This is a genomic window from Kitasatospora sp. NPDC091335, assembly GCF_044757205.1.
Classification (GTDB): Bacteria; Actinomycetota; Actinomycetes; order Streptomycetales; family Streptomycetaceae; genus Kitasatospora.
This window is the reverse complement of record NZ_JBIVUM010000037.1, coordinates 1-24,889: the sequence shown is the minus strand read 5'-3', so window position 1 is coordinate 24,889 and position 24,889 is coordinate 1. Positions and strand designations below refer to the sequence as shown.

Below are 24,889 nucleotides of genomic sequence, written 5' to 3'. Positions count from 1 at the left end.
AACCCGGAAGCTAAGCCTTACAGCGCCGATGGTACTGCAGGGGGGACCCTGTGGGAGAGTAGGACGCCGCCGAACAATTATTCCGAAAAGCCCCTTCCCATCTGGGAAGGGGCTTTTTGCGTTACCCTCTGCCAATGCAGAACCTGACCCTGACCTGGCAGTCCGCCGGCGTCGCCGCGATCGGTTTCCATGCGGGCGCCTACGCCGTGGCGAAGGGCCGGAGGCCTGCTCTGTCCGCGCTGCTGCGGGAGGCCGGCACGCTACTGGCGCTGTTCGCGCTCTGGCAGCTGGTCGGGCACCTCTCGGTGATGAGCACGGACCATGCCCTGGACCGGGCGAGCTGGATCCACCACACCGAGCAGGTGATCGGACTACCGGACGAGGCCTCCTGGCAGAAGGCGGTCACGCCGTACCCGGTGCTGGTGAGGCTGGCGAACTACTACTACGCGGCCATGCACTTCACCGTCATGCTGGGCGTGCTGCTCTGGGTGTTCCTGCGGCACCGCGAGCGCTACGCGTGGGTGCGCAACACGGTGGTGATCACGACCGCGGTCTGCCTGGTGGTGCAGTTCATCCCGGTCGCCCCGCCGCGGATGCTGCCGCAGAACGGGTTCGTCGACGTGGCGGCGCAGTACGGGCAGTCGGTGTACGGCGGTGCGGTCGGCGGTGTCGTGGTGGCCGACCAGCTGTCGGCGATGCCCTCGGTGCACGTCGCCTGGTGCGTGCTGGCGGCGGTCGCGGTGATCCGGGTGTCGCGCAGTTCACTCCGTTGGGTGATGGTGCTGCATCCGGTGCTGACGGTGGCCGTGGTGGTGGTGACGGCCAACCACTTCTGGTCGGACGGCATCGTGGCCGTGGTGATCCTGCTCCTCGCCTACGCCGTCCAGGCCCTCGCGGCACGCCGAAGGGGCCGGGCCTCCGCCGAGGCGGAGACCGGGCCCCGCCGCACCGCCGAGGAGCGGCTGGAACAGGTCGGCTGAACCAGGACTCAAGCGAGGGCCGGCCGCGGTCGAACCGCGGTCACGCCGGATCCGGGCCGGTCACTTCACCGGCAGGGCGATCTTCCCCCAGGCGCCGTTGCTCAGTGCGGAGGTGGCCCAGTACCAGGCGGCGAGCCCGGAGAGGGCCGCGACCCAGCCGCCGACCTTGGCCAGGCCGCCGTAGCCTCCGAAGGTGGCGATGGCGGAGAGCACCAGGGAGACCGTCAGCAGACCGTAGACGGCACGGCTGAGCAGGCCCGCGCCCCAGCCGGCCGCCGTGAGGGTGAGGGCGAGCAGGGCCCACAGCAGCAGGAAGAGTCCGGCGGCGTTCTTTCCGGCCCCGCCGGCCGCCGACCAGGTGGCCCAGAAGGCGCCGAGGCTGGTGAAGGCGGTTCCGGTGAAGCCCTCGCCGCCGCGGAGCTGCCAGAGGCCCGCGACGAAGAGGGTGACGCCGCCGAGCAGGTGGGCGAGGGGGGCCGCGCTGCCGACTCCGGTGCCGTGCAGGACGCCGGTGGAGAGCAGGCCGTAGGCGAGAAGTGTGAGGCCGAGTGCGAGGTAGCCGAGGTTACCCGCGTCGGCTCCGGTGGAGCGGGCGTTCGTTGCCCCGGTAGCGTCGTTGCTCACCGGAGGCTCCTTTCACTCTGGGCGCGCGCAGGGCGCAGTGACGCTGTGGTGTGGTGTCGGTGGGTGTGGATGCGCGCGACCGCGCCGAAGGCGCACGGCGGTGAGCGTGCGCGGGCGGCGGTCGGAAGTGATGGCCAGCGGAGAGCCGCTGGTCACGTCCCCGCCGGAGGGATTCCCCGGTGGGATCGGTCTACCCGGGCACCGCTCGCTTGTACCCTTGTGAATATAACAATTTGTGACTATGTGACTGCGCAAGTGGCCCGTCGGCCGCGCGGAGCATTCAGGCCCGGCATTCAGGCCCGGCGCTCAAGCCCGGCGCTGGATGGGCACCCGCAGGGTCAGGATCGCCATGTCGTCCGAGGGCGGTTCCGGGGCGAAGCGCTCGACCGCGCGCTGCACCCTCGCCGCGACCGCTCCGGCGGTCAGGCCGGTGCAGCCGGTGAGCACCTCGGCGAGGCCGTCGTCGCCCAGCATCCGTCGGCCCTCGCGGCGTTCGGTGACCCCGTCGGTGACGCAGAGCAGGACTTCGCCCGGGGCGAGCACCAGGTGCTCGGCGGTGAGGTCGAGGTCGTCCATCACGCCGAGCAGCGGCTGCGGGGTGGCGGCACGGTCCACCTGGCCGTCGGTGCGCAGCCGCAGCGGCAGCGGGTGGCCGGCGCAGACCAGGGAGAGTTCGGTGCTGCCGTCCGGGCGGGGCGTCAGCTCGCCGTAGAGCAGGGTGAGGAAGCGGCTGCGCGAACCCTCGTCCAGGATGGCCGCGTTGAGCCTGCGCAGCACCTGCGGGGCGTCCAGGCCCTCGCGGGCGAGCAGCCGCAGCGAGTGCCGGGCCAGGCCGGTGACCGAGGCGGCCTCGGGGCCGGTGCCGCAGACGTCACCGATGGCGAAGCCGTAGGTGCCCTCGCGGATGGTGAACAGGTCGTAGAAGTCGCCGCCGACCTCGTTGCCCTCGCCGGCCGCCTGGTAGTAGACGTCCACCTCGACGCCGGGGATCTCCGGCAGGTCCGGCGGGAGCAGGCTGCGCTGGAGGGCCTGGCTGGTGGCGGTGCGCTCGGAGTAGAGGCGGGAGTTGTCCAGGGCGAGGGCGGCCCGCCGGGAGAGGTCCTCGGCGAGCTCCAGGATCTCCTGGCGGAACCGGACGCCGGCCGCGACGCCGAGCACCAGCAGGCCGATCACGCGGTTGCGGGCGGTCAGCGCGAGGACGACGGTCTCGCCGAGCAGCCCGGCCAGTCCGGGGCCGTCGGTGAGGCCGCCGGCCTCGGCGGTCTCGACGGGCGCGGTCCAGAACCGGACGCCGTGGGTGGGGCCGGCCTCCGGCGCCGGGGTCTTGTCGAGCAGGTCGCGCAACGGGTCGATGCGGTCCTCGTCCTCGTGCAGGACGAAGGCGAGCCGGGCCGGTGAGGTGTGGTCGGCGGTGGTGTAGACGGCGCACCAGGAGGCCAGGGTGGGGACGGCCATCTGGGCCATCAGCGCGAGCGTCTGCTCGTGTTCGAGGGTGCCGGCCAGCAGGTCGGAGGCCTCGACCAGGAAGGAGAGGGAGCCGCGGCGCAGCTGTTCGAGCTCGGTCAGCCGGGTGCTCTCGACGGCGAGGGCGACCCGGTCGGCGGCGAACTGGAGGCGCAGCGCGTCCTCGTTGTCGTAGCGGCCGGGCCCGGTGGCGGCGATCCCGAGCGAGCCGATCAGCCGGCCCTCGACCTTGAGCGGGACGGTGACCAGGGAGCGCATGCCGCTGTCGGAGAGCAGGGGCATGCCGGTGGGCCGGGCGGCGAGGTCCTCGTGGACGGAGGGCAGTCGGGCGGAGTCGTAGCGGTTGCCGGTCTCGACCGGGAAGCGGGCGTGCCGGCGGTGTCCCGCGGTGAGGCCGGTGGCGGCGCGGACCTCGAACTCGGCCTCGTCGTCGGTGGTGAGCAGCAGGTACGCGGCGTCGCCGTCGAGCAGGTCGCGGGCGCGTTCGACGGTGCGCTGGAGCAGCGTGTCCAGGTCGTCGGTCGCGACCGGGCCGGACAGCAGGTCGAGCCGGGGGCCGGCCGGGTCGGGGCGTTCGCCGGGCAGGGTGCGGGCGGGGGAGCGCAGCACCGCGCGGTCGGGTTCGAGGACGAGCAGACAGAGGGTCGACGGGACGCCCTCGGTGTCGCGCAGCCGGACCTGGACGCCGTACACCTCGACCTCCTGGCCGTCCTGGCGGCGGATGCCGTAGCCGCCCTCCCAGCGGGCCATCCGCAGCGTGTCGGTCAGGCCGAGGCCGCGGACGGGGGACTGCGGCCAGACCGCGAGGTCGGCCCAGGGGCGGCCGAGGACGGTGGCGGCGGGGTACTGGAAGAGCGCCTCGGCGTCCGGGTTCCAGGCAAGCACCCGGCCGTCCTCGTCGAGCTGGACGACCGCGACGTGCACCGGGCCGGGGCCGCTGGGCAGGTCGCTGCCGGGAGTGGCGGGAACGGCGTAGCGGGTGCCGAGCACGTGTGCGGGCAGCTGGAGGCGGAACCAGACGGTCTTGCGGCCGGCCGCGTACTCGACGCCCCACCGCTCGGCGAGGGCGGAGCACATCAGCAGACCGCGGCCGCCCTCGCCGTCGGGGTCGGCGTAGCGGTCGGAGGCGGTGACCGGACCGTCGCCGAGGGAGGGCAGGCCACGCTCGGGATGGTGGTCGGTGACCTCGATCCGGACGGTCTCCTCCTCGCGCAGGCAGCAGACCTCCGCGGCGGTGCCGGCGTGCACGACGGCGTTGGTGACGAGCTCGCTGACCAGCACGACCGCGTCGTCGACGACCTCGGGCAGGCCCCAGCCGAGCAGCGCCTCCCGGACGAAGCCCCGGGCGGCGGCCGCGGACCGGCCGTCGGGGGCGAAGGTGGCGGCTGCGCGTGCGGTGACCACGTTGCCACTTCTCCTCTGCTGCTCTGGCCCTGGCTGTCCGGGGTGCGGCGCCGAATCCCCGTGCGCGCCGTCGGGGTGAGCGGCGGCGCTGGGTCGGGTCGTGGCCCGGTGCAGCGCTCCACCCTACTTTCCGCTTGGTTCCCCGTGGGGACGGGGAGTCGAAACTGGCACCAGAGGGTGATTCTGCCCACCTGTTTCGGACGGTGCGGTACGAACCGAGCGCAACCGGCCGTGCACCCGGCGCCGGTGCTGTCAGACTGGGGGGTCCGCGACGGCCGGTGGGAGCAGTACGGTCGTGTGGGTGCCGGTGCGCGCTGGGCCGCCGGCACGCAGCCCAGCCGGGCCGGTGCCCGGGTGCGTGCCGCACCGGCACGGACGGTCAACCGGACAGTTCACGATGTGGGAGGGGTCCGTTGAGTTCGGCCACCAAGGACGTAACCGGAACGACGCCGCCCGTCCCGCGCGGCGGGCGCCCCGGGGCCGTGCCGCGGAACGCGGCCGGTCGGCGGGCTCCGAGCCACAACCGTGGTGCGGAGCCCGCCGAACTGCGCAAGCTGCTGTCCGCGCTGACCGCGATGCGCGACGGCAACTTCCGCCGTCGGCTCACCGTCCCGGGGGACGGGCCGCTGGCGGAGATCGCCGCGGTGTTCAACGAGGTCGCCGAGCGCAACCAGCACCTGACCGGTGAACTGGCGCGGGTGCGGCGGGCGGTGGGCCGCGAGGGCCGGCTGAACGAGCGGCTGGAGACCGGCGCGGGCGAAGGCGCCTGGATGGCGGCGGTCGACAACTGCAACGCGCTGATCGACGACCTGGCGCGCCCGATGTCCGAGGTGGGCCGGGTGCTCACCTCGATCGCCGAGGGCGACCTGGACCAGAAGATGGAGCTGCGCTCGCTGCACAGCAACGGCGTGAGCCACCCGCTGCGCGGCGAGTACCTGAAGATCGGCCGGACCGTCAACGGGCTGGTGGACCAGCTCTCCGAGTTCACCGACGAGGTGACCCGGGTGGCCCGCGAGGTCGGCACCGAGGGCAAGCTCGGCGGCCAGGCCAAGGTCCGCAGCGTGTCCGGCAGCTGGAAGGACCTGGCGGACTCGGTCAACACCATGGCGGGCCGGCTGACCGCCCAGGTCCGCAACATCGCCCAGGTGACCACGGCGGTGGCCAAGGGCGACCTGTCCCGCAAGGTCACCGTCGAGGTGGCCGGCGAGATGCTGGAGCTGAAGAACACCGTCAACACGATGGTGGACCAGCTGAACGGCTTCGCCGCCCAGGTCACCACGGTGGCCAGGGACGTGGGGACGGAGGGCCGGCTCGGCGGTCAGGCCCAGGTGCCGGGCGTGGCCGGGGTCTGGCGGGACCTGACCGACTCGGTGAACTTCATGGCCGACAACCTGACCGGCCAGGTCCGCAACATCGCCCAGGTGACCACGGCGGTGGCCCGCGGGGACCTCTCGCAGAAGATCGAGGTGGACGCGCGCGGCGAGATGCTGGAGCTGAAGAACACCATCAACACGATGGTCGACCAGCTCTCCGGCTTCGCCGAACAGGTGACCAGAGTGGCCCGTCAGGTGGGCACCGAGGGACGGCTCGGCGGGCAGGCGCAGGTGCCCTGGGCGGCCGGGGTGTGGCGGGACCTGACCGACAACGTCAACTTCATGGCGAACAACCTCACCGATCAGGTACGAAACATCGCCCAGGTGACGACCGCGGTCGCCAAGGGCGACCTGTCGCAGAAGATCCAGGTGGACGCGCGCGGGGAGATCCTGGAGCTGAAGAACACCATCAACACGATGGTGGACCAGCTGGGCGCCTTCGCGGACGAGGTCACCAGGGTCGCCCGGGACGTCGGCACCGAGGGCATCCTCGGCGGCCAGGCCAGCGTGCCCGGCGTGGCCGGCATCTGGAAGGACCTGACCAACTCCGTCAACCTGATGGCCAACAACCTGACCAGTCAGGTCCGCAACATCGCCGAGGTGACCACGGCGGTGGCGCGCGGCGACGTCTCCAAGAAGATCACCGTCGACGCCAGGGGCGAGATCCTGGAGCTGGTGACGACCGTCAACACCATGGTCGACCAGCTGTCGGCGTTCGCCGACGAGGTGACCCGGGTCGCCCGCGAGGTGGGTACCGAGGGCATCCTGGGCGGCCAGGCCAGGGTGCGCGGGGTGTCGGGCATCTGGAAGGACCTGACCGACAACGTCAACTTCATGGCGTCGAACCTGACCGGACAGGTGCGGAACATCGCGGAGGTGGCCGGTGCGGTGGCCCGCGGCGACCTCTCCAAGAAGATCTCCATCGACGCGCAGGGCGAGGTGGCGGCGCTCGCCGCGACCCTGAACACCATGGTCGACCAGCTGTCCTCGTTCGCGGTGGAGGTCACCCGGGTGGCCCGCGAGGTGGGCACCGACGGCACCCTGGGCGGTCAGGCGAGCGTGCCGGGCGTGGCCGGCATCTGGAAGGACCTGACCGACAACGTCAACCAGATGGCCAACAACCTCACCGGCCAGGTGCGGAACATCGCGCTGGTGATCACCGCGGTCGCCCGCGGCGACCTCTCGCAGAAGATCGACGTCGACGCGCGCGGCGAGATCCTCCAGCTCAAGACCAACATCAACACCATGGTCGACCAGCTCTCCGCGTTCGCCGACGAGGTCACCCGGGTCGCCCGCGAGGTGGGCACCGACGGGCGGCTCGGCGGCCAGGCCAGGGTGCCCGGGGTGGACGGCACCTGGCAGGACCTCACCGAGTCGGTGAACGAGCTGGCCAACAACCTGACCCGGCAGGTGCGCGCGATCGCCCAGGTCGCCACCGCGGTCACCAGGGGCGACCTGAGCCTGCGGATCGACGTGGACGCCGCGGGCGAGCTCGACGAGCTCAAGGACAACATCAACCAGATGATCGCCAACCTGCGCGAGACCACCCGCACCAACCAGGAGCAGGACTGGCTCAAGACCAACCTGGCCCGGATCTCCGGCCTGCTCCAGGGCCGCCGGGACCTGGAGGCGGTCGCCTCGCTGATCATGACCGAGCTGACCCCGGTGGTCTCCGCCCAGCACGGCGCCTTCTTCCTCGCCCAGCCGGCCGGCCGCACCGCAGAGCTGATCACCGAGGACGACGACGAGAACGACACCGTGCTGCGCCTGATCGGCAGCTACGGCTACCAGCGGCGGGCGATGCCGACCACCTTCCGCCCCGGCGAGTCGCTGATCGGCCAGGCCGCGGTGGAGAAGCGGGCGATCATCCTCAAGGAGGCGCCGCCCGGGTACCTGAAGATCGCCTCCGGGCTCGGCGAGGCCTCCCCGGCCCACATCGTGGTGCTGCCGGTGCTGTTCGAGGGACGGATGCTGGGCGTGATCGAGCTGGCCACCTTCAGCTCCTTCACCACCGTCGCGCTGGACTTCCTTAACCAGATCGCCGACCTGATCGGTGTCACGGTCAACACCATCAGCGTCAACACCAAGACCGAGGGCCTGCTGCTGGAATCCCAGCGGCTGACCGCCGAACTCTCGATGCGGTCCGCCGAGTTGGAGGCGCGCCAGGAGGAACTGGAGCGCACCAACGAGGAGTTGCAGGAGAAGGCCGAGCAACTCGCCCAGCAGAACCGCGACATCGAGATCAAGAACAGCGAGATCGAGGAGGCCCGGCAGGTCCTGGAGGAGCGCGCCGAGCAGCTCGCCCTGGCCTCCAGGTACAAGAGCGAGTTCCTCGCCAACATGTCGCACGAGCTGCGCACCCCGCTCAACTCGCTGCTGATCCTGGCCAAGCTGCTCTCCGACAACAACGAGGGCAACCTCTCGCCCAAGCAGGTCGAGTTCGCCGACACCATCCACGGCGCGGGCTCCGACCTGCTCCAGCTGATCAACGACATCCTCGACCTGTCCAAGGTCGAGGCCGGCAAGATGGACGTCCGCCCGGCCCGGATCGCCCTGGTCCAGCTGGTCGACTACGTGGAGGCCACCTTCCAGCCGGTCGCGCTGGACAAGAACCTGGACTTCGCCGTCCGGGTCTCGCCCGCCCTGCCGGTCACCCTGCACACCGACGAGCAGCGGCTCCAGCAGGTGCTGCGCAACCTGATCTCCAACGCGGTGAAGTTCACCGACTCCGGAGCCGTCGACTTCTCGATCCGGCGGGCCGGCGCCGAGGTCCCGCAGCACGTGCGCGAGCGGCTGCTGGAGTCCGGCTCGATCCAGGGCCCGGACGACGAGCTGATCGCCTTCTCGGTCTCCGACACCGGCATCGGCATCCCCGACAACAAGCTGCGGGAGATCTTCGAGGCGTTCAAGCAGGCCGACGGCACCACCAGCCGCAAGTACGGCGGCACCGGCCTCGGGCTGTCCATCAGCCGCGAGATCGCCCGGCTGCTCGGCGGCGAGATCCACGCCGAGAGCGAGCTGGGCAAGGGCTCCACCTTCACGCTCTACCTGCCGCTGCGCTCCGAGGCCCCTGAGGTCTTCGGCGAGCTGCGGCTGGCACCCTCCCCGAGCCTCGCGGGGCCGCGCGCCTCGGTCGGCGTGACCCCGCTGGGCCTGCCGGTGCCGGTCGGCGAGAACCCGGCCGACCACTGGGCCCAGGAGGTCAGGGAAATGGCCGAGGAGCGCCGCCGCGGCGCGGTGGAGCGCCGGCGCAGTGCCGCCCTGGAGAGCGCCGCGGGGCCGCGGGCGGTGGAGCCGGCGCAGCCCCGCCCGGCCGGCGACGCCCGGCGCTTCGACGGCCAGCAGGTGCTGATCGTGGACGACGACGTCCGCAACGTGTTCGCCCTCACCAGCGTGCTGGAGCAGCACGGCCTGACCGTCCTGTACGCCGAGAACGGCCGGGAGGGCATCGAGATGCTGGAGCAGCACGAGAGCGTGGCGCTGGTCCTGATGGACATCATGATGCCGGAGATGGACGGCTACGCGACCACGGAGGCGATCCGTCGGATGCCCCAGTTCGCCGGCCTGCCGATCATCGCGCTGACCGCCAAGGCGATGAAGGGCGACCGGGAGAAGTCGCTGGAGGCGGGCGCCACCGACCACATCACCAAGCCGGTGGAGACCGACCACCTGCTGTCCGTGATGCACGAGTGGCTGAGCGCGGACCGCGCGTGACCGCGGGGGAGGCGTGAACTCCGGATCGGGCTCCCCCGTTCACGCCTCCCGGTCGGCCGGTTTGCTGGCGGTCGGGCCCGGGAACCGGGTAGGGTCACCGATCGTTGCGAACAGTGACCGGATGGCGACGCGCTGGTGAGCGCGCGCCGGAGCACTGGCTGCGCGCCGCTCCGGATCGGGTCACGACGGAGCGATGTGCCGGACGAGGGGGTGCGGCTAGCATGACCGGGGTAGCGGTGGGCAGTACGCGGGTGCCTGCACCGGGCGGCAGGCAGGCGACAGGAGGGCGAGCCCTGATGCAGAAGGCCAAGATCCTCCTGGTCGACGACCGACCGGAGAACCTGTTGGCGCTGGAGGCGATCCTCTCCGCGCTGGACCAGACGCTGGTGCGCGCGGCCTCCGGCGAGGAGGCGCTCAAGGCGCTGCTCACCGACGACTTCGCGGTGATCCTGCTGGACGTCCAGATGCCGGGGATGGACGGCTTCGAGACCGCCGCCCACATCAAGCGCCGTGAGCGCACCAGGGACATCCCGATCATCTTCCTGACCGCGATCAACCACGGTCCGCACCACACCTTCCGCGGCTACGCGGCCGGTGCGGTGGACTACATCTCCAAGCCCTTCGACCCGTGGGTGCTGCGCGCCAAGGTCTCCGTCTTCGTCGACCTGTACGCGAAGAACTGCCAGCTGAAGGAGCAGGCCGCGCTGTTGCGGCTGCGACTGGAGGAGGGCGGCGGCGAGCAGGACCTCGGCGGGGCGCTGCTGGGCGAGCTGTCCGCGCGGCTGGCGGCGGTCGAGGAGCAGGCGGAGGCGCTCGGCAAGCAGCTGGACGGGGCCGAGGACGCCGGGGTGGCCGCCACCGCGGCGCACCTGGAGCGCAAGCTCGCCGGGCTGCGCCGGGCGCTGGACGCGATGCGCCCCGGCAGCTCCTGACCCCCCGCCACCGTTCACCCGTCCGGGTGGCCCGGTAACACGACCGGGTGAAACCCGGTCAGCGTGACGGTGTGTCTGCGACACGTCAGGTCGCCCGGGCTCGGGCACATGTGCAGTGGTCGCCCGCCCCGGTAGGCTGCTGACCCATGGCCACTCGCACGCCCGGGAACGCAGCACGTAAGCCGACTCCGGGACCGTCCAAGAAGGCCGCGGCGAAGGCCCCGGGCAAGCCGCCCGTGAAGAAGGCGGCGGCGAAGAAGGCGGCTCCCGCGAAGAGGACGGCGGCGAAGCCGGCCGCACCCCCGCCCAAACCGTCCAGGTCGCTGCTGATGGGCACGCTCAACGCCCTCGCGAGCCCGATCGCCGCGCTCTTCCGGGGCTTCGGCGACGGGGCCAAGAACCTCGACCCGGCCCACCGCAAGGACGGCCTGGGCCTGCTGCTGTTCGCGCTCGCGCTGGTGACCGCGGCCGGCACCTGGTTCAGCCCGCAGGGCTGGCTGGGCGAGGGGGCCACCGCCGTGGTGTCCGGGCTGTTCGGCCGGCTCGACGTACTGGTGCCGTTCCTGCTGGCCGCGATGGCGATCCGGCTCTGGCGCCACCCGGGGCTGCCGGAGGCCAACGGCCGGATCATGATCGGGCTGGGCGCGCTGCTGGTCGGCGTCCTCGGCCTGGTCCACATCGGCTGCGGCGCGCCCATGATGGGCGGCGGCGCCTCCCGGATAAGGGCGGCCGGCGGGATCATCGGCTGGGCCGCGTCCACCCCGATGATGGCCGCCGCCGGGCCCGCGCTCGCCGTGCCGCTGCTCCTGCTGCTGGCCTTCTTCGGCCTGCTGGTGGTCACCGCGACCCCGGTCAACCGCATCCCGGAGCGGATCCGGGCGCTCGGCATACGGCTCGGCGTGGTCGAGCCCGGGCCCGAGGACGAGCAGCGCTGGGGGCGCACGCCGGAGCACGAGCTGTCCACCGATCCGCCGGAGGACGCCGACCCCGACGCGCTGCCGTTCACCGTGGACACCGACGGTGAGGACCCGGGGGACGAGGTGGCCGCCCGCCGGCGCCGCCGCCGGCGCAAGCCGGCCGAGGACCCGGAGGACGCCGAGCGGATCTCCCTGGACAAGGAGCCGCTGGACCCGTACGCCACCCGCGACCTGGCCGCCGGCGCGGCCGCCGACCTGGACGGCGCGCTGGTCTACGGGGTGCCCGCCTCCTCCGCGGTGGCGGACATGATGCACCAGGTGCAGGACCGCACCGCCCCGCCGGAGGAGCCCGCCGTCCCGGCCGCCCGCAGCGGCGGCCCCGGCGCTCCCGAGGCGCACGGCGAGGCGCCGGTGCGGATGGAGCAGCTCCAGCTCGGCGAGGGCATCACCTACACGCTGCCCTCGCCCGACCTGCTGGACCGTGGCGGCCCGGCCAAGGCCCGCAGTGCCCTCAACGACGAGGTGGTCGCCCAGCTCACCGGCACCTTCGCCGAGTTCAAGGTGGACGCCAGGGTCACCGGCTTCACCCGGGGCCCGACGGTCACCCGCTACGAGGTCGAGCTGGGCCCGGCCGTCAAGGTGGAGCGGATCACCGCGCTCGCCAAGAACATCGCGTACGCGGTGGCCAGCCCGGACGTGCGGATCATCAGCCCGATCCCGGGCAAGTCCGCGGTCGGCATCGAGATCCCCAACCGGGACCGCGAGATGGTCAACCTCGGCGACCTGCTGCGCTCGCGCACGGCCGCCGAGGACACGCACCCGATGGTCGTCGGCATGGGCAAGGACGTCGAGGGCCACACCGTGATGGCCAACCTCGCCAAGATGCCGCACATCCTGGTGGCCGGTGCGACCGGTGCGGGCAAGTCGTCCTGCATCAACTGCCTGATCACCTCGATCCTCGCCCGGGCCACCCCGGACGAGGTGCGGATGGTGCTGGTCGACCCCAAGCGGGTCGAGCTGACCGCGTACGAGGGCATCCCGCACCTGATCACGCCGATCATCACCAACCCCAAGAAGGCCGCCGAGGCCCTCCAGTGGGTGGTGCGCGAGATGGACATGCGCTACGACGACCTCGCGGCGTTCGGCTTCCGGCACGTGGACGACTTCAACGCGGCCGTGCGGGCCGGCAAGGTCACCCCGCCGCTCGGCAGCGAGCGCGAGCTGAAGCCCTACCCGTACCTGCTGGTGATCGTCGACGAGCTGGCCGACCTGATGATGGTCGCGCCGCGCGACGTCGAGGACTCGGTGGTCCGGATCACCCAGCTGGCCCGTGCGGCCGGCATCCACCTGGTGCTCGCCACCCAGCGGCCCTCGGTGGACGTGGTCACCGGTCTGATCAAGGCCAACGTGCCGTCCCGGCTGGCCTTCGCGACCTCCGCGATGGCCGACTCCCGGGTCATCCTGGACCAGCCGGGCGCGGAGAAGCTGATCGGCAAGGGCGACGCGCTCTTCCTGCCGATGGGCGCCAGCAAGCCGATCCGCATGCAGGGCGCGTTCGTCACCGAGGCGGAGATCGCCAGGGTGGTGCAGCACTGCAAGGACCAGCTGAGCGCCGTCTACCGGGACGACGTGATGGCCGGGGCCGGGCCGAAGAAGGAGATCGACGAGGAGATCGGCGACGACCTGGACCTGCTGATCCAGGCGGCCGAGCTGGTGGTCTCCACACAGTTCGGCTCGACCTCGATGCTCCAGCGCAAGCTCAGGGTCGGCTTCGCCAAGGCGGGCCGGCTGATGGACCTGATGGAGTCACGCGGGATCGTCGGCCCGAGCGAGGGCTCCAAGGCCCGCGACGTCCTGGTGAAGCCGGACGAGCTGGACGGGGTGCTGGTGACCCTGCGGGGCTGAGGGGCGGTGTCCCGCGGGGCCGTCCGGTGCACCGCGGGGCCCGGCCCGTGTCCTGAGCGAGGTATCACTCGTTCGGAGGAGGGTAGGCGCCGGGTGGGGAACCGAACGTCCGTACGCCGCGTCACACGGCGGAAAGCGAACTCCGGGCTCCCCGCGCGGCTGCGCCGACGGCTCGTCAGCGCGGTGCCGGACCCCGGTCGGATCGGGCGCGCGCATTCGGGCCCGTTCCGCTTGAGAAACGATCCGCCCCCGCCCCTAGACTGTTCCCCAGCAGGTGGCCATCCGCTCGAAAGGCGTGCCCCGTGACCATCGGCAAGTCCTCCGACCGCGAGAACGCCCCGTCGTCCGTCGAGCCGACCGACGACGTGGTGCAGGCGGCCGATGCCCCGAGCATCGGCCGGGTGCTGTCCACCGCCCGGATCGACTCGGGGCTCACGGTGGACCAGGTGAGTACCGCCACCCGGGTGCGGGTGCCGATCGTCCACGCCATCGAGCAGGACGACTGGGCCCGCTGCGGCGGCGACTTCTACGCCCGCGGGCACATCCGTCTGATCGCCCGGGTGGTGGGCCTGGACGGCGAGGCGCTGGTCGCCCGGTACGACGCCGCGCACGGCGGCTCGCCGGCCGCGAAGCGCCCGGCGAGCCAGCTGATCGACAGCGGCCCGATCAAGGTGCCCGGCCGCAGCCGGCCGAACTGGGCGGCCGCCATGGTCGCCGCGATCGTCGCCGTGGTCGCCCTGATCGGCTTCAACCTGGTCAGCGGCAAGGGCGGGCACGGCACCACGGGATCGGCCAGCGCGCCGCTGCCCAGCGGCTCGGGGACCGGCTCGGTGGCCCCCGCCACCACGCCCGCCGTCCAGCCGCCGGCGCCCGCGCCGAGCGCGGCCGCGATCGCCGCCGTCCCGGCCGACAAGGTCACCGTGAAGCTGGTCGCCGAGGGCGGCACCAGCTGGGTCTCGGCGATGGACGGCAACGGCAAGTCGCTGTTCCAGAACAACATCGGCGACGGCCAGGACCAGACCTTCACCGACCCCAGGCAGATCAAGCTGGTGCTGGGCAACGGCGGGGCCGTGCACGCGTACGTCAACGGGAAGGACCTGGGCCTCCTCGGCAAGGACGGCCAGGTGGTGCACGTCACGTACACCCCCGGAGACCCGCAGGCGGGCTGACCACAGGGGCCGGACGGCCCGGTGATGATCAGTTGATCCGAGGCGCGCGGCCTCCGGGGCGAACGGCACCGGAGCCCGCGCGTTAATCTTGGGCCTATGCCTGAACGCCGTACTGTCGCCCTTGTCACGCTCGGATGCGCCCGCAACGAGGTGGACTCCGAGGAACTCGCCGGGCGACTGGAAGCCGACGGCTGGTCGCTCGTCGACGACGCCGCCGACGCGGACGTCGCAGTCGTCAACACCTGCGGCTTCGTCGAGGCCGCCAAGAAGGACTCCGTGGACGCCCTGCTGGAGGCCAACGACCTCAAGGGGCACGGCCGCACCCAGGCCGTCGTCGCGGTCGGCTGCATGGCAGAGCGGTACGGCAAGGAGCTCGCCGACGCGCTGCCCGAGGCGGACGGCGTGCTCGGCTTCGACGACTACGCGGACATCTCCGACCGCCTCCGGACCATCCTCTCCGGCGGCCACCACGCCCCGCACATCCCGCGCGACCGCCGCAAGCTGCTGCCGGTCAGCCCGGCCGAGCGGCAGACCGCCGCCGAGGCCGTCGCGCTGCCCGGCCACGGCGCGGAGGCCGCCGCCGAGCCGATCACCGACCTGCCCGAGGGCCTCGCCCCGGCCTCCGGGCCGCGCACCCTGCGCAAGCGGCTGGACGACAACCCGGTCGCCTCGGTCAAGCTCGCCTCCGGCTGCGACCGGCGCTGCTCCTTCTGCGCGATCCCGGCCTTCCGCGGCTCCTTCATCTCCCGCCGCCCGTCCGACGTGCTGCACGAGGCCCAGTGGCTGGCCGGGCAGGGCGTGCGCGAGATCGTCCTGGTGAGCGAGAACAACACCTCGTACGGCAAGGACCTCGGCGACATCCGGCTGCTGGAGACGCTGCTCGGCGAGGTCGCCGGGATCGAGGGCGTCGAGCGGGTCCGGGTCTCCTACCTCCAGCCGGCCGAGATGCGCCCCGGCCTGATCGACTCGATGACCGGGACCACCGACGTGGTGCCCTACTTCGACCTGTCGTTCCAGCACTCGGCGCCCGCCGTGCTGCGCCGGATGCGCCGCTTCGGCTCCACCGACCAGTTCCTGGAACTGCTGGAGACCATCCGCGGCAAGGCCCCGCAGGCCGGCGCCCGGTCCAACTTCATCGTCGGCTTCCCCGGTGAGACCGAGGAGGACTTCGCCGAGCTGGAGCGCTTCGTCACGAACGCCGGGCTGGACGCGATCGGCGTCTTCGGCTACTCGGACGAGGACGGCACCGAGGCCGCGACCTACGACGGCAAGCTCGCCGAGGACGTGGTCGCCGACCGGCTGGACCGGCTGAGCCGGCTGGCCGAGGAGATGACCGCCCAGCGGGCCGAGCAGCGGATCGGCACCGAGGTCGAGGTGCTGATCGAGTCGGTCGAGGACGACGTGGTCGAGGGCCGCGCCGCCCACCAGGCCCCGGAGACCGACGGCCTGACCACCCTCGCCGGGGTCGAGGCCCCCGAGGTCGGCCAGTTCTGGCGGGCCAAGGTCGTCGCCAGCGAGGGCGTCGACCTGATCGCCGAGGCGCTGGAGCAGGTGCGGCTGCCCAGGACCGCGGGGGCCGAGGCCTCGGGAGCCGGGGAATGACCAAGGGGCCCGGCGCCACGGCCGCGGCCCACCCGGGCAGACCGGCGGCCACGGTGCCGGCCGTCCCGGGGGTGTGGAACATCGCCAACGTGCTCACCATGGTCCGGGTGCTGCTGGTGCCCGTCTTCGTGGCGCTGCTGTTCGCCGACGGCGGGCACGACCCCAAGTGGCGCTCGGTCGCCTGGGCGTCGTTCGCGATCGCGATGATCACCGACCTGTTCGACGGTGAGCTGGCCCGGCGCAAGGGCCTGGTCACCGACTTCGGGAAGATCGCCGACCCGATCGCCGACAAGGCGATCATGGGCGCGGCGCTGATCGGCCTCTCGCTGCTCGGCGACCTGCCCTGGTGGGTCACCGCGGTGATCCTGGCCCGCGAGCTGGGCATCACGCTGATGCGGTTCTGGGTGATCCGCTACGGGGTCATCCCGGCCAGCCGCGGTGGCAAGCTCAAGACGCTGACCCAGGGCACCGCGGTCGGCATGTACGTACTGGAGCTGACCGGCTGGCTGGCCACCGGGCGGGCCGTGCTGATGGCGCTGGCGGTGCTGCTGACCGTCGGCACCGCGCTGGACTACATCGGACAGGCGCTGCGACTGCGCCGCGAAGGACAGGCCGCGGCGCAGTCGGGCCGCTGAGCGACGGGGGGAACCGGGTGGCGGAGCGGGAGTACGGGCTGGCCGAGCGGGCGCACGCCGCGCTGCGGGCCGAGGGCGGCACGCTTGCCGTCGCCGAGTCGCTGACCGGGGGCCTGCTGGCCGCCGCTCTGGTGGACGTCCCGGGGGCGTCCACGACCTTCCGGGGTTCGGTCACCGCGTACGCGACCGAGCTGAAGGCCTCGGTACTCGGGGTGGACGAGGGACTGCTGGACGTGTACGGGCCGGTCCACCCGGTGGTGGCGCGGCAGATGGCCGAGGGTGTGCGCCGCCTGCTCGGGGCCACGTACGGGCTCGCGACGACCGGGGTGGCCGGGCCGGAGCCGCAGGACGGGCAGCCGGTGGGCACCGTACACCTGGCCGTCGCCGGCCCGGGGGGAACTCTGGTCAGTTCTCCCCTGCTGTCCGGCGGGCGTGCCACAATCCGTCACGGGGCGGTGACAGCCGCGCTGGAGCTGCTTCTCGGCCGGCTCGCAGGATAGGGCCCGCAGCGGGAACTCCACCGAACCGGATCTGCCGATCAGGGGCGCGGGCATGGGACAGCTGGAGGATCGTGTTACATCCAACACCCTGGTTGGGCAGAAACCAGGTGGCGAACGAGTTGCGTGACGGTGGCCGGGTGGGCCGCATCGGGTACCACGACGGGCCCGCGAACCCGGGTGCGACACCGGAACCAGGAGGGGGACGGCCTTGCAGCCCACAGTGAACACGACCAGGGTCCCCGCACGCGAAGCGGGCAAGGCGGTACGGTGGGGTCGTGACATCTCGATCCGCAGTCCGAGGAGGGAGGCACCGATGATCCTGCTCCGTCGCCTACTGGGCGATGTACTGCGTCGGCAGCGCCAGCGCCAGGGCCGCACACTCCGCGAGGTGTCGGCGGCCGCGAGGGTTTCGCTCGGATACCTCTCCGAGGTCGAGCGGGGACAGAAGGAGGCCTCCTCGGAGCTGCTCTCCGCCATCTGCGACGCACTCGACGTCCGGATGTCCGAGGTCATGCGCGAGGTCAGCGACGAACTGTCGCTCGCCGAACTTGCGGCGATGGCCACCCTCTCCGAAGGTGATCTGCTGAGGCCGGTACTCGAACCGGTTCCGCTGCCCGCCCCCGGCGCCGACCGGGCGAACATGTCGCCCAAGGCCGCCGCGATGGACGTGGTCGCCGCCTGATCCCGGCCTCGACTCCCGGGCGCCCCTGCCCGGGGCGAGCGAAGGGAGGGCGGTCGTGCGGACAGACGTACGGACGCGCCCGACGGCCCGAATACGGGCCCGGGCGCGGTTGATCCTTCAGGTGCGGCGCCCGGTGCGGTGGATCCTGGCGGCCTCGGTGGCCGGGACCGCCTGGTGGCTCCTGGTGATCCGGGGACAGCTGGCCGACGGAGCGGCGCTCGGGCTGCTCGCGGCCGGCGGCTGGGGACTCGGTCTCATTCCGGTCCACGCCGACCGGAACGCGACCGGACCGGCCCGGCGCCGCGACGCGGAGCCGGCGGGACCGGTGGAGGCGCAGCCGCCGCCGATCGGGTGATTCGACGTGGCCGGAGGCCGCGGGGTCGACGACCCCGCGGCCTCCGGCGCTTCCCGTCCCTGTTCGCTCCTCGTGCCCCCGGCCGGGACCGCGCCGGTCAGGGGCGCAGCCGCAGACCGCGCGGGGTGGCGTGGAAGCCGGCCTCCTCCAGGGCCCGGCCGAGGTCCGAGCCGAGGGCGGGCACGCCGTTGGCCCGCTCCACCGTGACGCTGCCGAGCGCGCCCTCGCGGACGGCGGCCGCGAGCGCCCCGGCGGCCAGCGCCCGGGTGGCCTCGTCCTCGGGCCAGGCCAGCAGCGACTTGCCGCCGCGCTCGACGTACAGCACCAGCTCGCCGTCCACCAGGACCACCAGGGCACCCGCCTTGCGGCCGGGACGGTGGGCCGTGGACTCCTTGCCGCCGGGGGCGGTGGGCGGTTCCGGCCAGGGCAGCGCGGCGCCGTAGGCGTTGGCCGGGTCGGCGGCGGCCAGCACCAGCGTCTGCGGCGGCTCACCGGCCGTGGCGGCCGGCCACTCGGCGGCCCTGGCCCGCTCCAGCCGGCCGTTGACCGAGCGCAGCCGGTCGGCCGCGCCCTCCATGGCGAACTGGGCACCGCCCAGGCCTTCGACGAAGTAGCCCCGGCGGGCCCGGCCGCGCTCCTCCATCGCGGCGAGCACCCGGTACACCCCGGCGAAGCCGCCGGGCACCCGTTCGGCCGCCACCGTGCCCCGGGTGAGCAGGCCGTGCCGGTCGAGCAGGCCCTGGGCCCGGGCGGTGGCCCGGACCGTCGGGTCGGCGGCGAAGGCGGGCAGCAGCGACCAGCGCCCGGCCACCGTCGGCGGGCCGCTGCGCAGGGTGCCGCCGGCCCGGCCGAAGGCCCGTCCGGCGCCGCCGTAGCGGCCGCGCGGGGTGGACCGGGGCGCGCGGTGGGCGGTGGCGCCCGCCGTCCGGCCGGAGCCGAGCAGGGCGCGCAGCGGCGCGAGGGTGTCGTTGGTGACGTAGCCGGCCCAGAGCAGGTCCCAGAGCGCCTCGACGACCTCGGGCTCGGCGGTCTCCTCCGGGAGCTGCTGGACGAGTTGGCGGAAGAACAGGCCGTAGCCGCCGGCCAGCGCCCGCAGCAGGGCGCTGTGCACCGGGGTGAGCGCGGGCGGGACGGGCTCGGGGCGCAGCAGGTGGGCGTTCTCGGCGAGGTGCAGGCTGAGCCAGCCGTCCTTGCCGGGCAGTGCGCCGGCCCCGCACCAGCCGATCTCGCCGGCCGCCGTCAGCTCGTCCAGCAGGCCGGGGGAGTAGTCGGCGAGCCGGGCCGGGAGGATCAGCTTCTCCAGCGCGGAGGCGGGCAGGGCGGTGCCCTGGAGCTGTTCGACCACCCGGAGCAGGCCGTCCGGGCCGCGCAGCCGGTGGCCGGCCAGGTGCTGCCACTGCGGCAGGAAGGCGGCCAGGGCGCGGGGCGGGACCGGCTCGACCTCCTGGCGCAGGGCGGCCAGCGAGCGGCGGCGCAGCCGGCGCAGCACCTCGGCGTCGCACCACTCCGGGGCGGTGTGGTTCTCGGCGGGCCTGAACTGGCCCTGGACCAGGCGGCCGGCCGCGGTGAGCCGGTGCAGGGTGCCGGTGACGACGGCGGTGCCGAGGCCGAAGCGGGCGGCGGCCTCGGCGGCGGTGAACGGGCCGTGGGTACGGGCGTGGCGGGCGATCAGGTCGCCCAGCGGGTCCTTGACCGGCTCGGTGAAGGCCTCGGGGACGCCGACCGGCAGCGGGGTGCCGAGTGCGTCGCGCAGCCGTCCGGCGTCCTCGATCGCGGCCCAGCGCCGCTCGCCGGCGATCCGGACCTGGATCACCCGGCGGGCGGCCTCCAGCTCCAGGTCCCAGAGCGGATCGGCGCCGCGGAGGGTCAACTCGGCCTCGGTGAGCGGGCCGAGCAGGCGCAGGGCGTCGGCGACGCCCTCCGCGTCCCTGATCCGGCGCTCAGGGGTGAGGCGCTGGAGCTCGGCCTCCAGCTCGGCGAGCACCTGCGGGTCGAGCAGCTCGGACAGCTCGGCCTGGCCGAGGAGTTCGGACAGCAGCCGGGAGTCGAGCGAGAGGGCGGCGGCGCGGCGCTCGGCGAGCGGGGAGTCGCCCTCGTAGAGGAACTGGGCGACGTAGCCGAACAGCAGGGAGCGGGCGAAGGGCGAGGGCTCGGTGGTGGTGACCTCGACCAGCCGGACGGCGCGGGACTCCAGATCGCCCATCAGCTCGACCAGGCCGGGGACGTCGAAGACGTCCTGGAGGCACTCTCGGACGGCTTCCAGGACGATCGGGAACGAGCCGTACTCGGAAGCCACTTCGAGCAGTTGGGAGGCCCGCTGGCGCTGCTGCCACAGCGGGGTGCGGCGGCCTGGGCTGCGGCGGGGGAGCAGCAGGGCGCGGCCGGCGCACTCGCGGAAGCGGGAGGCGAACAGGGCGGATCCGCCGACCTGGTCGGTGACCAGCTGTTCGATCTCGCCGGGGTCGAACAGGGCGGCGTCGGCGCCGACCGGGGCCTCGTCCGGGCTCGACTGCTGGGAGGGGGCGCCGAAGTCGAAGTCGGGGGCCAGCAGGTCGGCGTCGGGCAGACGGAGCACGATGCCGTCGTCGGCGTGCATGACCTGCGGGTCCAGGCCGTGCTTCTCGCGCAGCCGGGCACCGAGGGCGAGCGCCCAGGGGGCGTGCACCTGGGCGCCGAAGGGGGAGTGGATGACGATCCGCCAGTCGCCGAGCTCGTCCCGGAAGCGCTCGACCACGATGGTGCGGTCGTCCGGGAGGTGGCCGCAGGCGGTGCGCTGCTCGGCCAGGTAGTCGAGCAGGTTGGCGGCGGCCCAGTCGTCCAGGCCGGCCTGCCTGAGCCGCTCGGTGGCGGCCTCGGGCCGCATGCCGCCCAGCTCGCGGGTGAACGCGCCGAGGGCGCGGCCGAGTTCGAGCGGCCGGCCGAGGCTGTCGCCCTTCCAGAACGGGAGCCGGCCGGGGATGCCGGGGGCGGGGGTGACCAGCACCTTGTCGTGGGTGATCTCCTCGATCCGCCAGGAGCTGGTGCCGAGGGTGAAGACGTCGCCGACGCGGGACTCGTAGACCATCTCCTCGTCCAGCTCGCCCACGCGTCGCCCGCCGCCACCCTTCCTGGGAGGCGCCGCGCGCTGCCCCTCCTGCCGGCCGCCGGCCTCCTCGGGGGCCGTACCGGCGATGAAGACGCCGAACAGGCCGCGGTCGGGGATGGTGCCGCCGGAGGTGACGGCCAGGCGCTGGGCGCCGGGGCGGCCGGTCACCGTACCGGCCACCCGGTCCCACACCACGCGGGGGCGCAACTCGGCGAAGGCGTCCGAGGGGTAGCGGCCGGCCAGCATGTCGAGCACGGCGTCGAAGGCGGACTGGGGGAGGGTGGCGAAGGGTGCGGCGCGGCGGACCACGGCGAGCAGCTCGTCCACCGGCCACTCGTCCAGGGCCGTCATCGCGACCAGCTGCTGGGCGAGCACGTCCAGCGGGTTGCGCGGGATGCGCAGCGCCTCGATCCGGCCGGCCCGCATCCGCTCGGTGACCACGGCGGACTGCACCAGGTCGCCGCGGTACTTGGGGAAGAAGACGCCGGTGGAGACCGCGCCGACCTGGTGCCCGGCCCGGCCGACCCGTTGCAGGCCGGAGGCGACCGAGGGCGGGGACTCGACCTGGACGACCAGCTCGACGGCGCCCATGTCGATGCCCAGCTCCAGGCTGGAGGTGGCGACCACGGCGGGCAGCCGGCCGGCCTTCAACTCCTCCTCGACGAGCGACCGCTGCTCCTTGGAGACGGAGCCGTGGTGGGCCCGGGCGATGACCGGTGGCGCGCCCTTGGCCGCGCCGGAGCCGCCCATCAGCTGGGCCGGGGCGTGTGCTTCGGGGACGGCGGTGCCGGTGGCGCGCTCGTGGGCGATCTCGTTCAGGCGGTTGCACAGCCGCTCGGCCAGCCGGCGGGAGTTGGCGAAGACGATGGTCGAGCGGTGCGCCTCGACCAGGTCGACGATGCGCTCCTCGACGTGCGGCCAGATGGAGGACTGCTTCTGCGGGTCGCTGCCGGCGGCGCCGCCGGTGGCCGGGGCGGCGGGCACGTCGTCCAGGTCGGGGACCGGGACCACCACCGAGAGGTCGAAGTCCTTGGCGGCGGTGGGCTGGACCACGGTGGCGCCGCGCCGGGGGCTCAGGAACCGGGCCACCTCCTCGACCGGACGGACCGTCGCGGACAGGCCGATCCGCCGGGCCGGGCGGTCCAGCAACTCGTCCAGCCGCTCCAGGCTGAGGGCGAGGTGGGCGCCGCGCTTGGTGCCGGCGACGGCGTGCACCTCGTCCAGGATCACCGTGTCCACGCCGCGGAGCGCCTCCCTGGAGGCGGAGGTGAGCAGCAGGAACAGCGACTCGGGGGTGGTGATCAGGATGTCCGGCGGGTGGGTCGCGAAGCGGCGGCGGTCGGCGGCCGGGGTGTCGCCGGAGCGGATCGCGACCTGCACCTCGGGTTCGGGCAGGCCGAGCCGGACGGCGGCCTGGCGCAGGCCGGTCAGCGGGGCGCGCAGGTTCCGTTCGACGTCCACCGCGAGGGCCTTGAGCGGTGAGACGTAGAGGACCCGGCAGCGGCGCTTGGTCTCCGCCGGGGGCGGGGTGCTGCTGAGACGGTCGAGGGCGGAGAGGAAGGCGGCCAGGGTCTTGCCGGAGCCGGTGGGGGCGACCACCAGGACGTCCGTGTCGCGCCGGATGGCCTGCCAGGCCTCGGCCTGGGCGGCGGTGGGGGCGGAGAAGGCGCCGGCGAACCAGGCCCGGGTGGCCGGGGCGAAGCCGGCCAGGGGGTCGGGGGCGGGCTGGGTCGGGTGCTGGGGCGCCATGCCCCCATGGTGCCGGGTGGGACTGACAAGCGGGGGTGCGGCGGGGGTGGGGGTGCAAGCCAAAGGGCAGGAGTGATGATCCGCTCATATGGTGAGAAATCGGAAGCTTGATCCACCCGTGACCCACCGGACCGACGAGCGGAGGCCGTGCGATGGCGCAGGCGCACCCGTCGGGCGGGACCGCCCGGCGCCGCCGGGTCCGCGGGCCCGCCCGGGCGCTGCTCGCGATGCTGCTCACGGCACTCGTGGTGGGCGGCGCCGTTCCGTACGTGTCCGGGACCGGGCGGGCCTACCTCAGCTACCTGGTGCTGGCCGAGGGCGAGGACGCCGCCGGCGCGGACCTGGCCGGGGCCGCGAGCCGGGCGGCGGGCGGGCAGGTGGTGCAGGAGTACCCGCAGATCGGGGCCGCCCTGGTGTACGCGGCCGGGGGGTTCGCCGACCGGGTGCGGGCCAGGCCGGGGATCGCCGCCGTCGGGGCGACCAGGACCGCGCCGGTGGTCGCGCCGCCGCGGGCGGTGGCGGGTGCGGGGGACTTCACGGCCGGGGCGGGGCGGGGTGGGGGCGGTGAGGCCGGCGGTGGCGGCGATCGGGCGGACGGGGAGACCACGACGGTGGCCGATCCGGGGGAGAACGGTGCCTGGAACCTGGCCATGGTCGGGGGAGCCGGCGTGCGGGCGGGAGACGGATCCACGGTGTCCGCCGGGGTCGCGCCGAGCGCCGAGGCGCTGCACAGGGTGCTGGTCGCGGTGCTGGACTCGGGCGTCGACGACACCCACCCGGACCTGCGGGCCGCCGTGGACCCGAAGGCCTCCGTCTCCTGCGCCGACGGCCGGCCCGACGCCCGTACCGGTGCCTGGCGGCCGGACCCCGGGGTCGGTGAGAGCGGCCACGGCACCCACGTCGCCGGGATCGTCGGCGCGGCCAGGGACGGCCACGGTGTCGCCGGGGTCGCGCCGGGCGTGCGGATCGCGGCCGTCCGGCTGCTCGGGCCGCTCGGGCAGTACTACGCCGAGAACATCGTCTGCGGCATGCTCTGGGCCGCCGACCACGGGGCCAGGGCGATCAACAACAGCTACTTCGCCGACCCGTGGAAGTACAACTGCCCGGACGACCGGGACCAGGCCGCGCTGATCGCGGCCGTCGGACGGGCCACCGGGTACGCCCAGCGCAAGGGTGCGGTGGTGGTCGCCTCGGCGGGCAACGACGGTCAGGACCTGGGAGCCCCGCGGACCGACGAGCGCAGCCCCAACGACCGGGCCTCGGGGGCGGCGCGGGTCCGGCACCTGGGCACCGAGTGCGTGCGCCTTCCCGGCGAGTTGCCCGGGGTGGTCACCGTGACGGCGGTCAACCGGGACGGGCATCCGGCGGGGTACTCCAACTACGGGCGCGGGCGGGTCTCGCTGGCCGCCCCCGGGGGTGACCCGGACGGTGGGCCGCAGGGGGCGATCGTCTCCGACTGGCCGGGCGGGCAGTACGTGGCGTTGGCGGGGACCTCGATGGCGGCCGCGCACGTGACGGGGGCGGTGGCGGTGGTGGCGGCGTCGCATCCTGAGCTGGGGGCGGGTGGGCTGGCGGGGGTGCTGGCGGGGGCGGCGGTTTCGGGGTGTCCTTCGGGGCCGCGGGTGTGTGGGGAGCGGCAGTACTTCGGGGCGGGGGTTCTGTGGTTGTCGGGGGGCTTTCGGGAGGGTGGGGTGGCGGGGGGGGGGCCGGGGGGGGGGGCGGCGGGGGGGGGGTGGTTTTTGGGGGGCGCCGGGGGTGGGGGGGGGGCCCGCGGGGCGGGGGGGGGTGGACAAATGACC

The 24,889-nt window shown here is 73.6% G+C and carries 14 protein-coding genes and 1 rRNA gene; 12 read left to right on the top strand and 3 right to left on the bottom strand.

Annotation, left to right across the window (positions count from 1 at the left end):
* Both rrf and ACIQOW_RS39330 read left to right on the top strand, forming a co-directional pair.
* A 5S ribosomal RNA gene (rrf, locus tag ACIQOW_RS39335) occupies window positions 1–75 on the top strand; the annotation flags it as partial.
* A 59-nt stretch (window positions 76–134) separates the two neighbouring features.
* Complete coding sequence (locus ACIQOW_RS39330; RefSeq protein ID WP_401092743.1) at window positions 135–980, top strand: phosphatase PAP2 family protein; 846 nt, start codon at window positions 135–137, stop codon at window positions 978–980.
* Window positions 981–1,040: 60 nt separating this feature from the next.
* Here ACIQOW_RS39330 and ACIQOW_RS39325 read toward each other — a convergent pair whose 3' ends face one another.
* The gene (locus ACIQOW_RS39325) at window positions 1,041–1,604 is read right to left on the bottom strand and encodes a GPR1/FUN34/YaaH family transporter (protein WP_401092741.1); all 564 of its coding nucleotides are present in this window, start codon (window positions 1,602–1,604) and stop codon (window positions 1,041–1,043) included.
* A gap of 306 nt (window positions 1,605–1,910) precedes the next feature.
* The gene (locus ACIQOW_RS39320; RefSeq protein ID WP_401092739.1) at window positions 1,911–4,472 is read right to left on the bottom strand and encodes a SpoIIE family protein phosphatase; all 2,562 of its coding nucleotides are present in this window, start codon (window positions 4,470–4,472) and stop codon (window positions 1,911–1,913) included.
* A 575-nt stretch (window positions 4,473–5,047) separates the two neighbouring features.
* Here ACIQOW_RS39320 and ACIQOW_RS39315 point away from each other — a divergent pair.
* From ACIQOW_RS39315 to ACIQOW_RS39275, 9 genes are all read left to right on the top strand, one after another.
* Window positions 5,048–9,559: a HAMP domain-containing protein gene (locus ACIQOW_RS39315; protein WP_401092746.1), complete on the top strand. Its 4,512-nt coding sequence runs from the start codon at window positions 5,048–5,050 to the stop codon at window positions 9,557–9,559.
* 293 nt (window positions 9,560–9,852) lie between these two features.
* Window positions 9,853–10,491 (top strand): response regulator, encoded by a 639-nt coding sequence (locus tag ACIQOW_RS39310; RefSeq protein ID WP_401092744.1) that lies wholly within the window; start codon window positions 9,853–9,855, stop codon window positions 10,489–10,491.
* 146 nt (window positions 10,492–10,637) lie between these two features.
* Complete coding sequence (locus ACIQOW_RS39305; RefSeq protein WP_401092737.1) at window positions 10,638–13,313, top strand: DNA translocase FtsK; 2,676 nt, start codon at window positions 10,638–10,640, stop codon at window positions 13,311–13,313.
* 302 nt (window positions 13,314–13,615) lie between these two features.
* Window positions 13,616–14,482: a helix-turn-helix domain-containing protein gene (locus tag ACIQOW_RS39300; RefSeq protein WP_401092735.1), complete on the top strand. Its 867-nt coding sequence runs from the start codon at window positions 13,616–13,618 to the stop codon at window positions 14,480–14,482.
* Window positions 14,483–14,578: 96 nt separating this feature from the next.
* Window positions 14,579–16,084, top strand: a complete 1,506-nt coding sequence (gene rimO, locus ACIQOW_RS39295) for a 30S ribosomal protein S12 methylthiotransferase RimO (protein WP_401092733.1) — start codon at window positions 14,579–14,581, stop codon at window positions 16,082–16,084.
* Window positions 16,081–16,719: a CDP-diacylglycerol--glycerol-3-phosphate 3-phosphatidyltransferase gene (pgsA, locus tag ACIQOW_RS39290; protein WP_188299750.1), complete on the top strand. Its 639-nt coding sequence runs from the start codon at window positions 16,081–16,083 to the stop codon at window positions 16,717–16,719. Before rimO ends, pgsA begins: the two co-directional genes overlap by 4 nt.
* 17 nt (window positions 16,720–16,736) lie before the next feature.
* On the top strand, window positions 16,737–17,219 hold the full coding sequence (locus ACIQOW_RS39285; RefSeq protein ID WP_401092731.1) for a CinA family protein: 483 nt from the start codon (window positions 16,737–16,739) through the stop codon (window positions 17,217–17,219).
* 313 nt (window positions 17,220–17,532) lie between these two features.
* Window positions 17,533–17,901, top strand: a complete 369-nt coding sequence (locus ACIQOW_RS39280; RefSeq protein WP_030290911.1) for a helix-turn-helix domain-containing protein — start codon at window positions 17,533–17,535, stop codon at window positions 17,899–17,901.
* A 133-nt stretch (window positions 17,902–18,034) separates the two neighbouring features.
* Complete coding sequence (locus ACIQOW_RS39275) at window positions 18,035–18,256, top strand: hypothetical protein (RefSeq protein ID WP_401092729.1); 222 nt, start codon at window positions 18,035–18,037, stop codon at window positions 18,254–18,256.
* A gap of 97 nt (window positions 18,257–18,353) precedes the next feature.
* On the opposite strand, the gene ACIQOW_RS39270 is transcribed toward ACIQOW_RS39275, so the two are convergent.
* Window positions 18,354–23,090 (bottom strand): ATP-dependent helicase, encoded by a 4,737-nt coding sequence (locus tag ACIQOW_RS39270; protein ID WP_401092727.1) that lies wholly within the window; start codon window positions 23,088–23,090, stop codon window positions 18,354–18,356.
* A gap of 152 nt (window positions 23,091–23,242) precedes the next feature.
* On the opposite strand from ACIQOW_RS39270, the gene ACIQOW_RS39265 reads away from it, so the two are divergent.
* Window positions 23,243–24,889: S8 family serine peptidase (locus ACIQOW_RS39265; RefSeq protein ID WP_401092726.1), on the top strand; the 1,647-nt coding region annotated here is incomplete at its 3' end.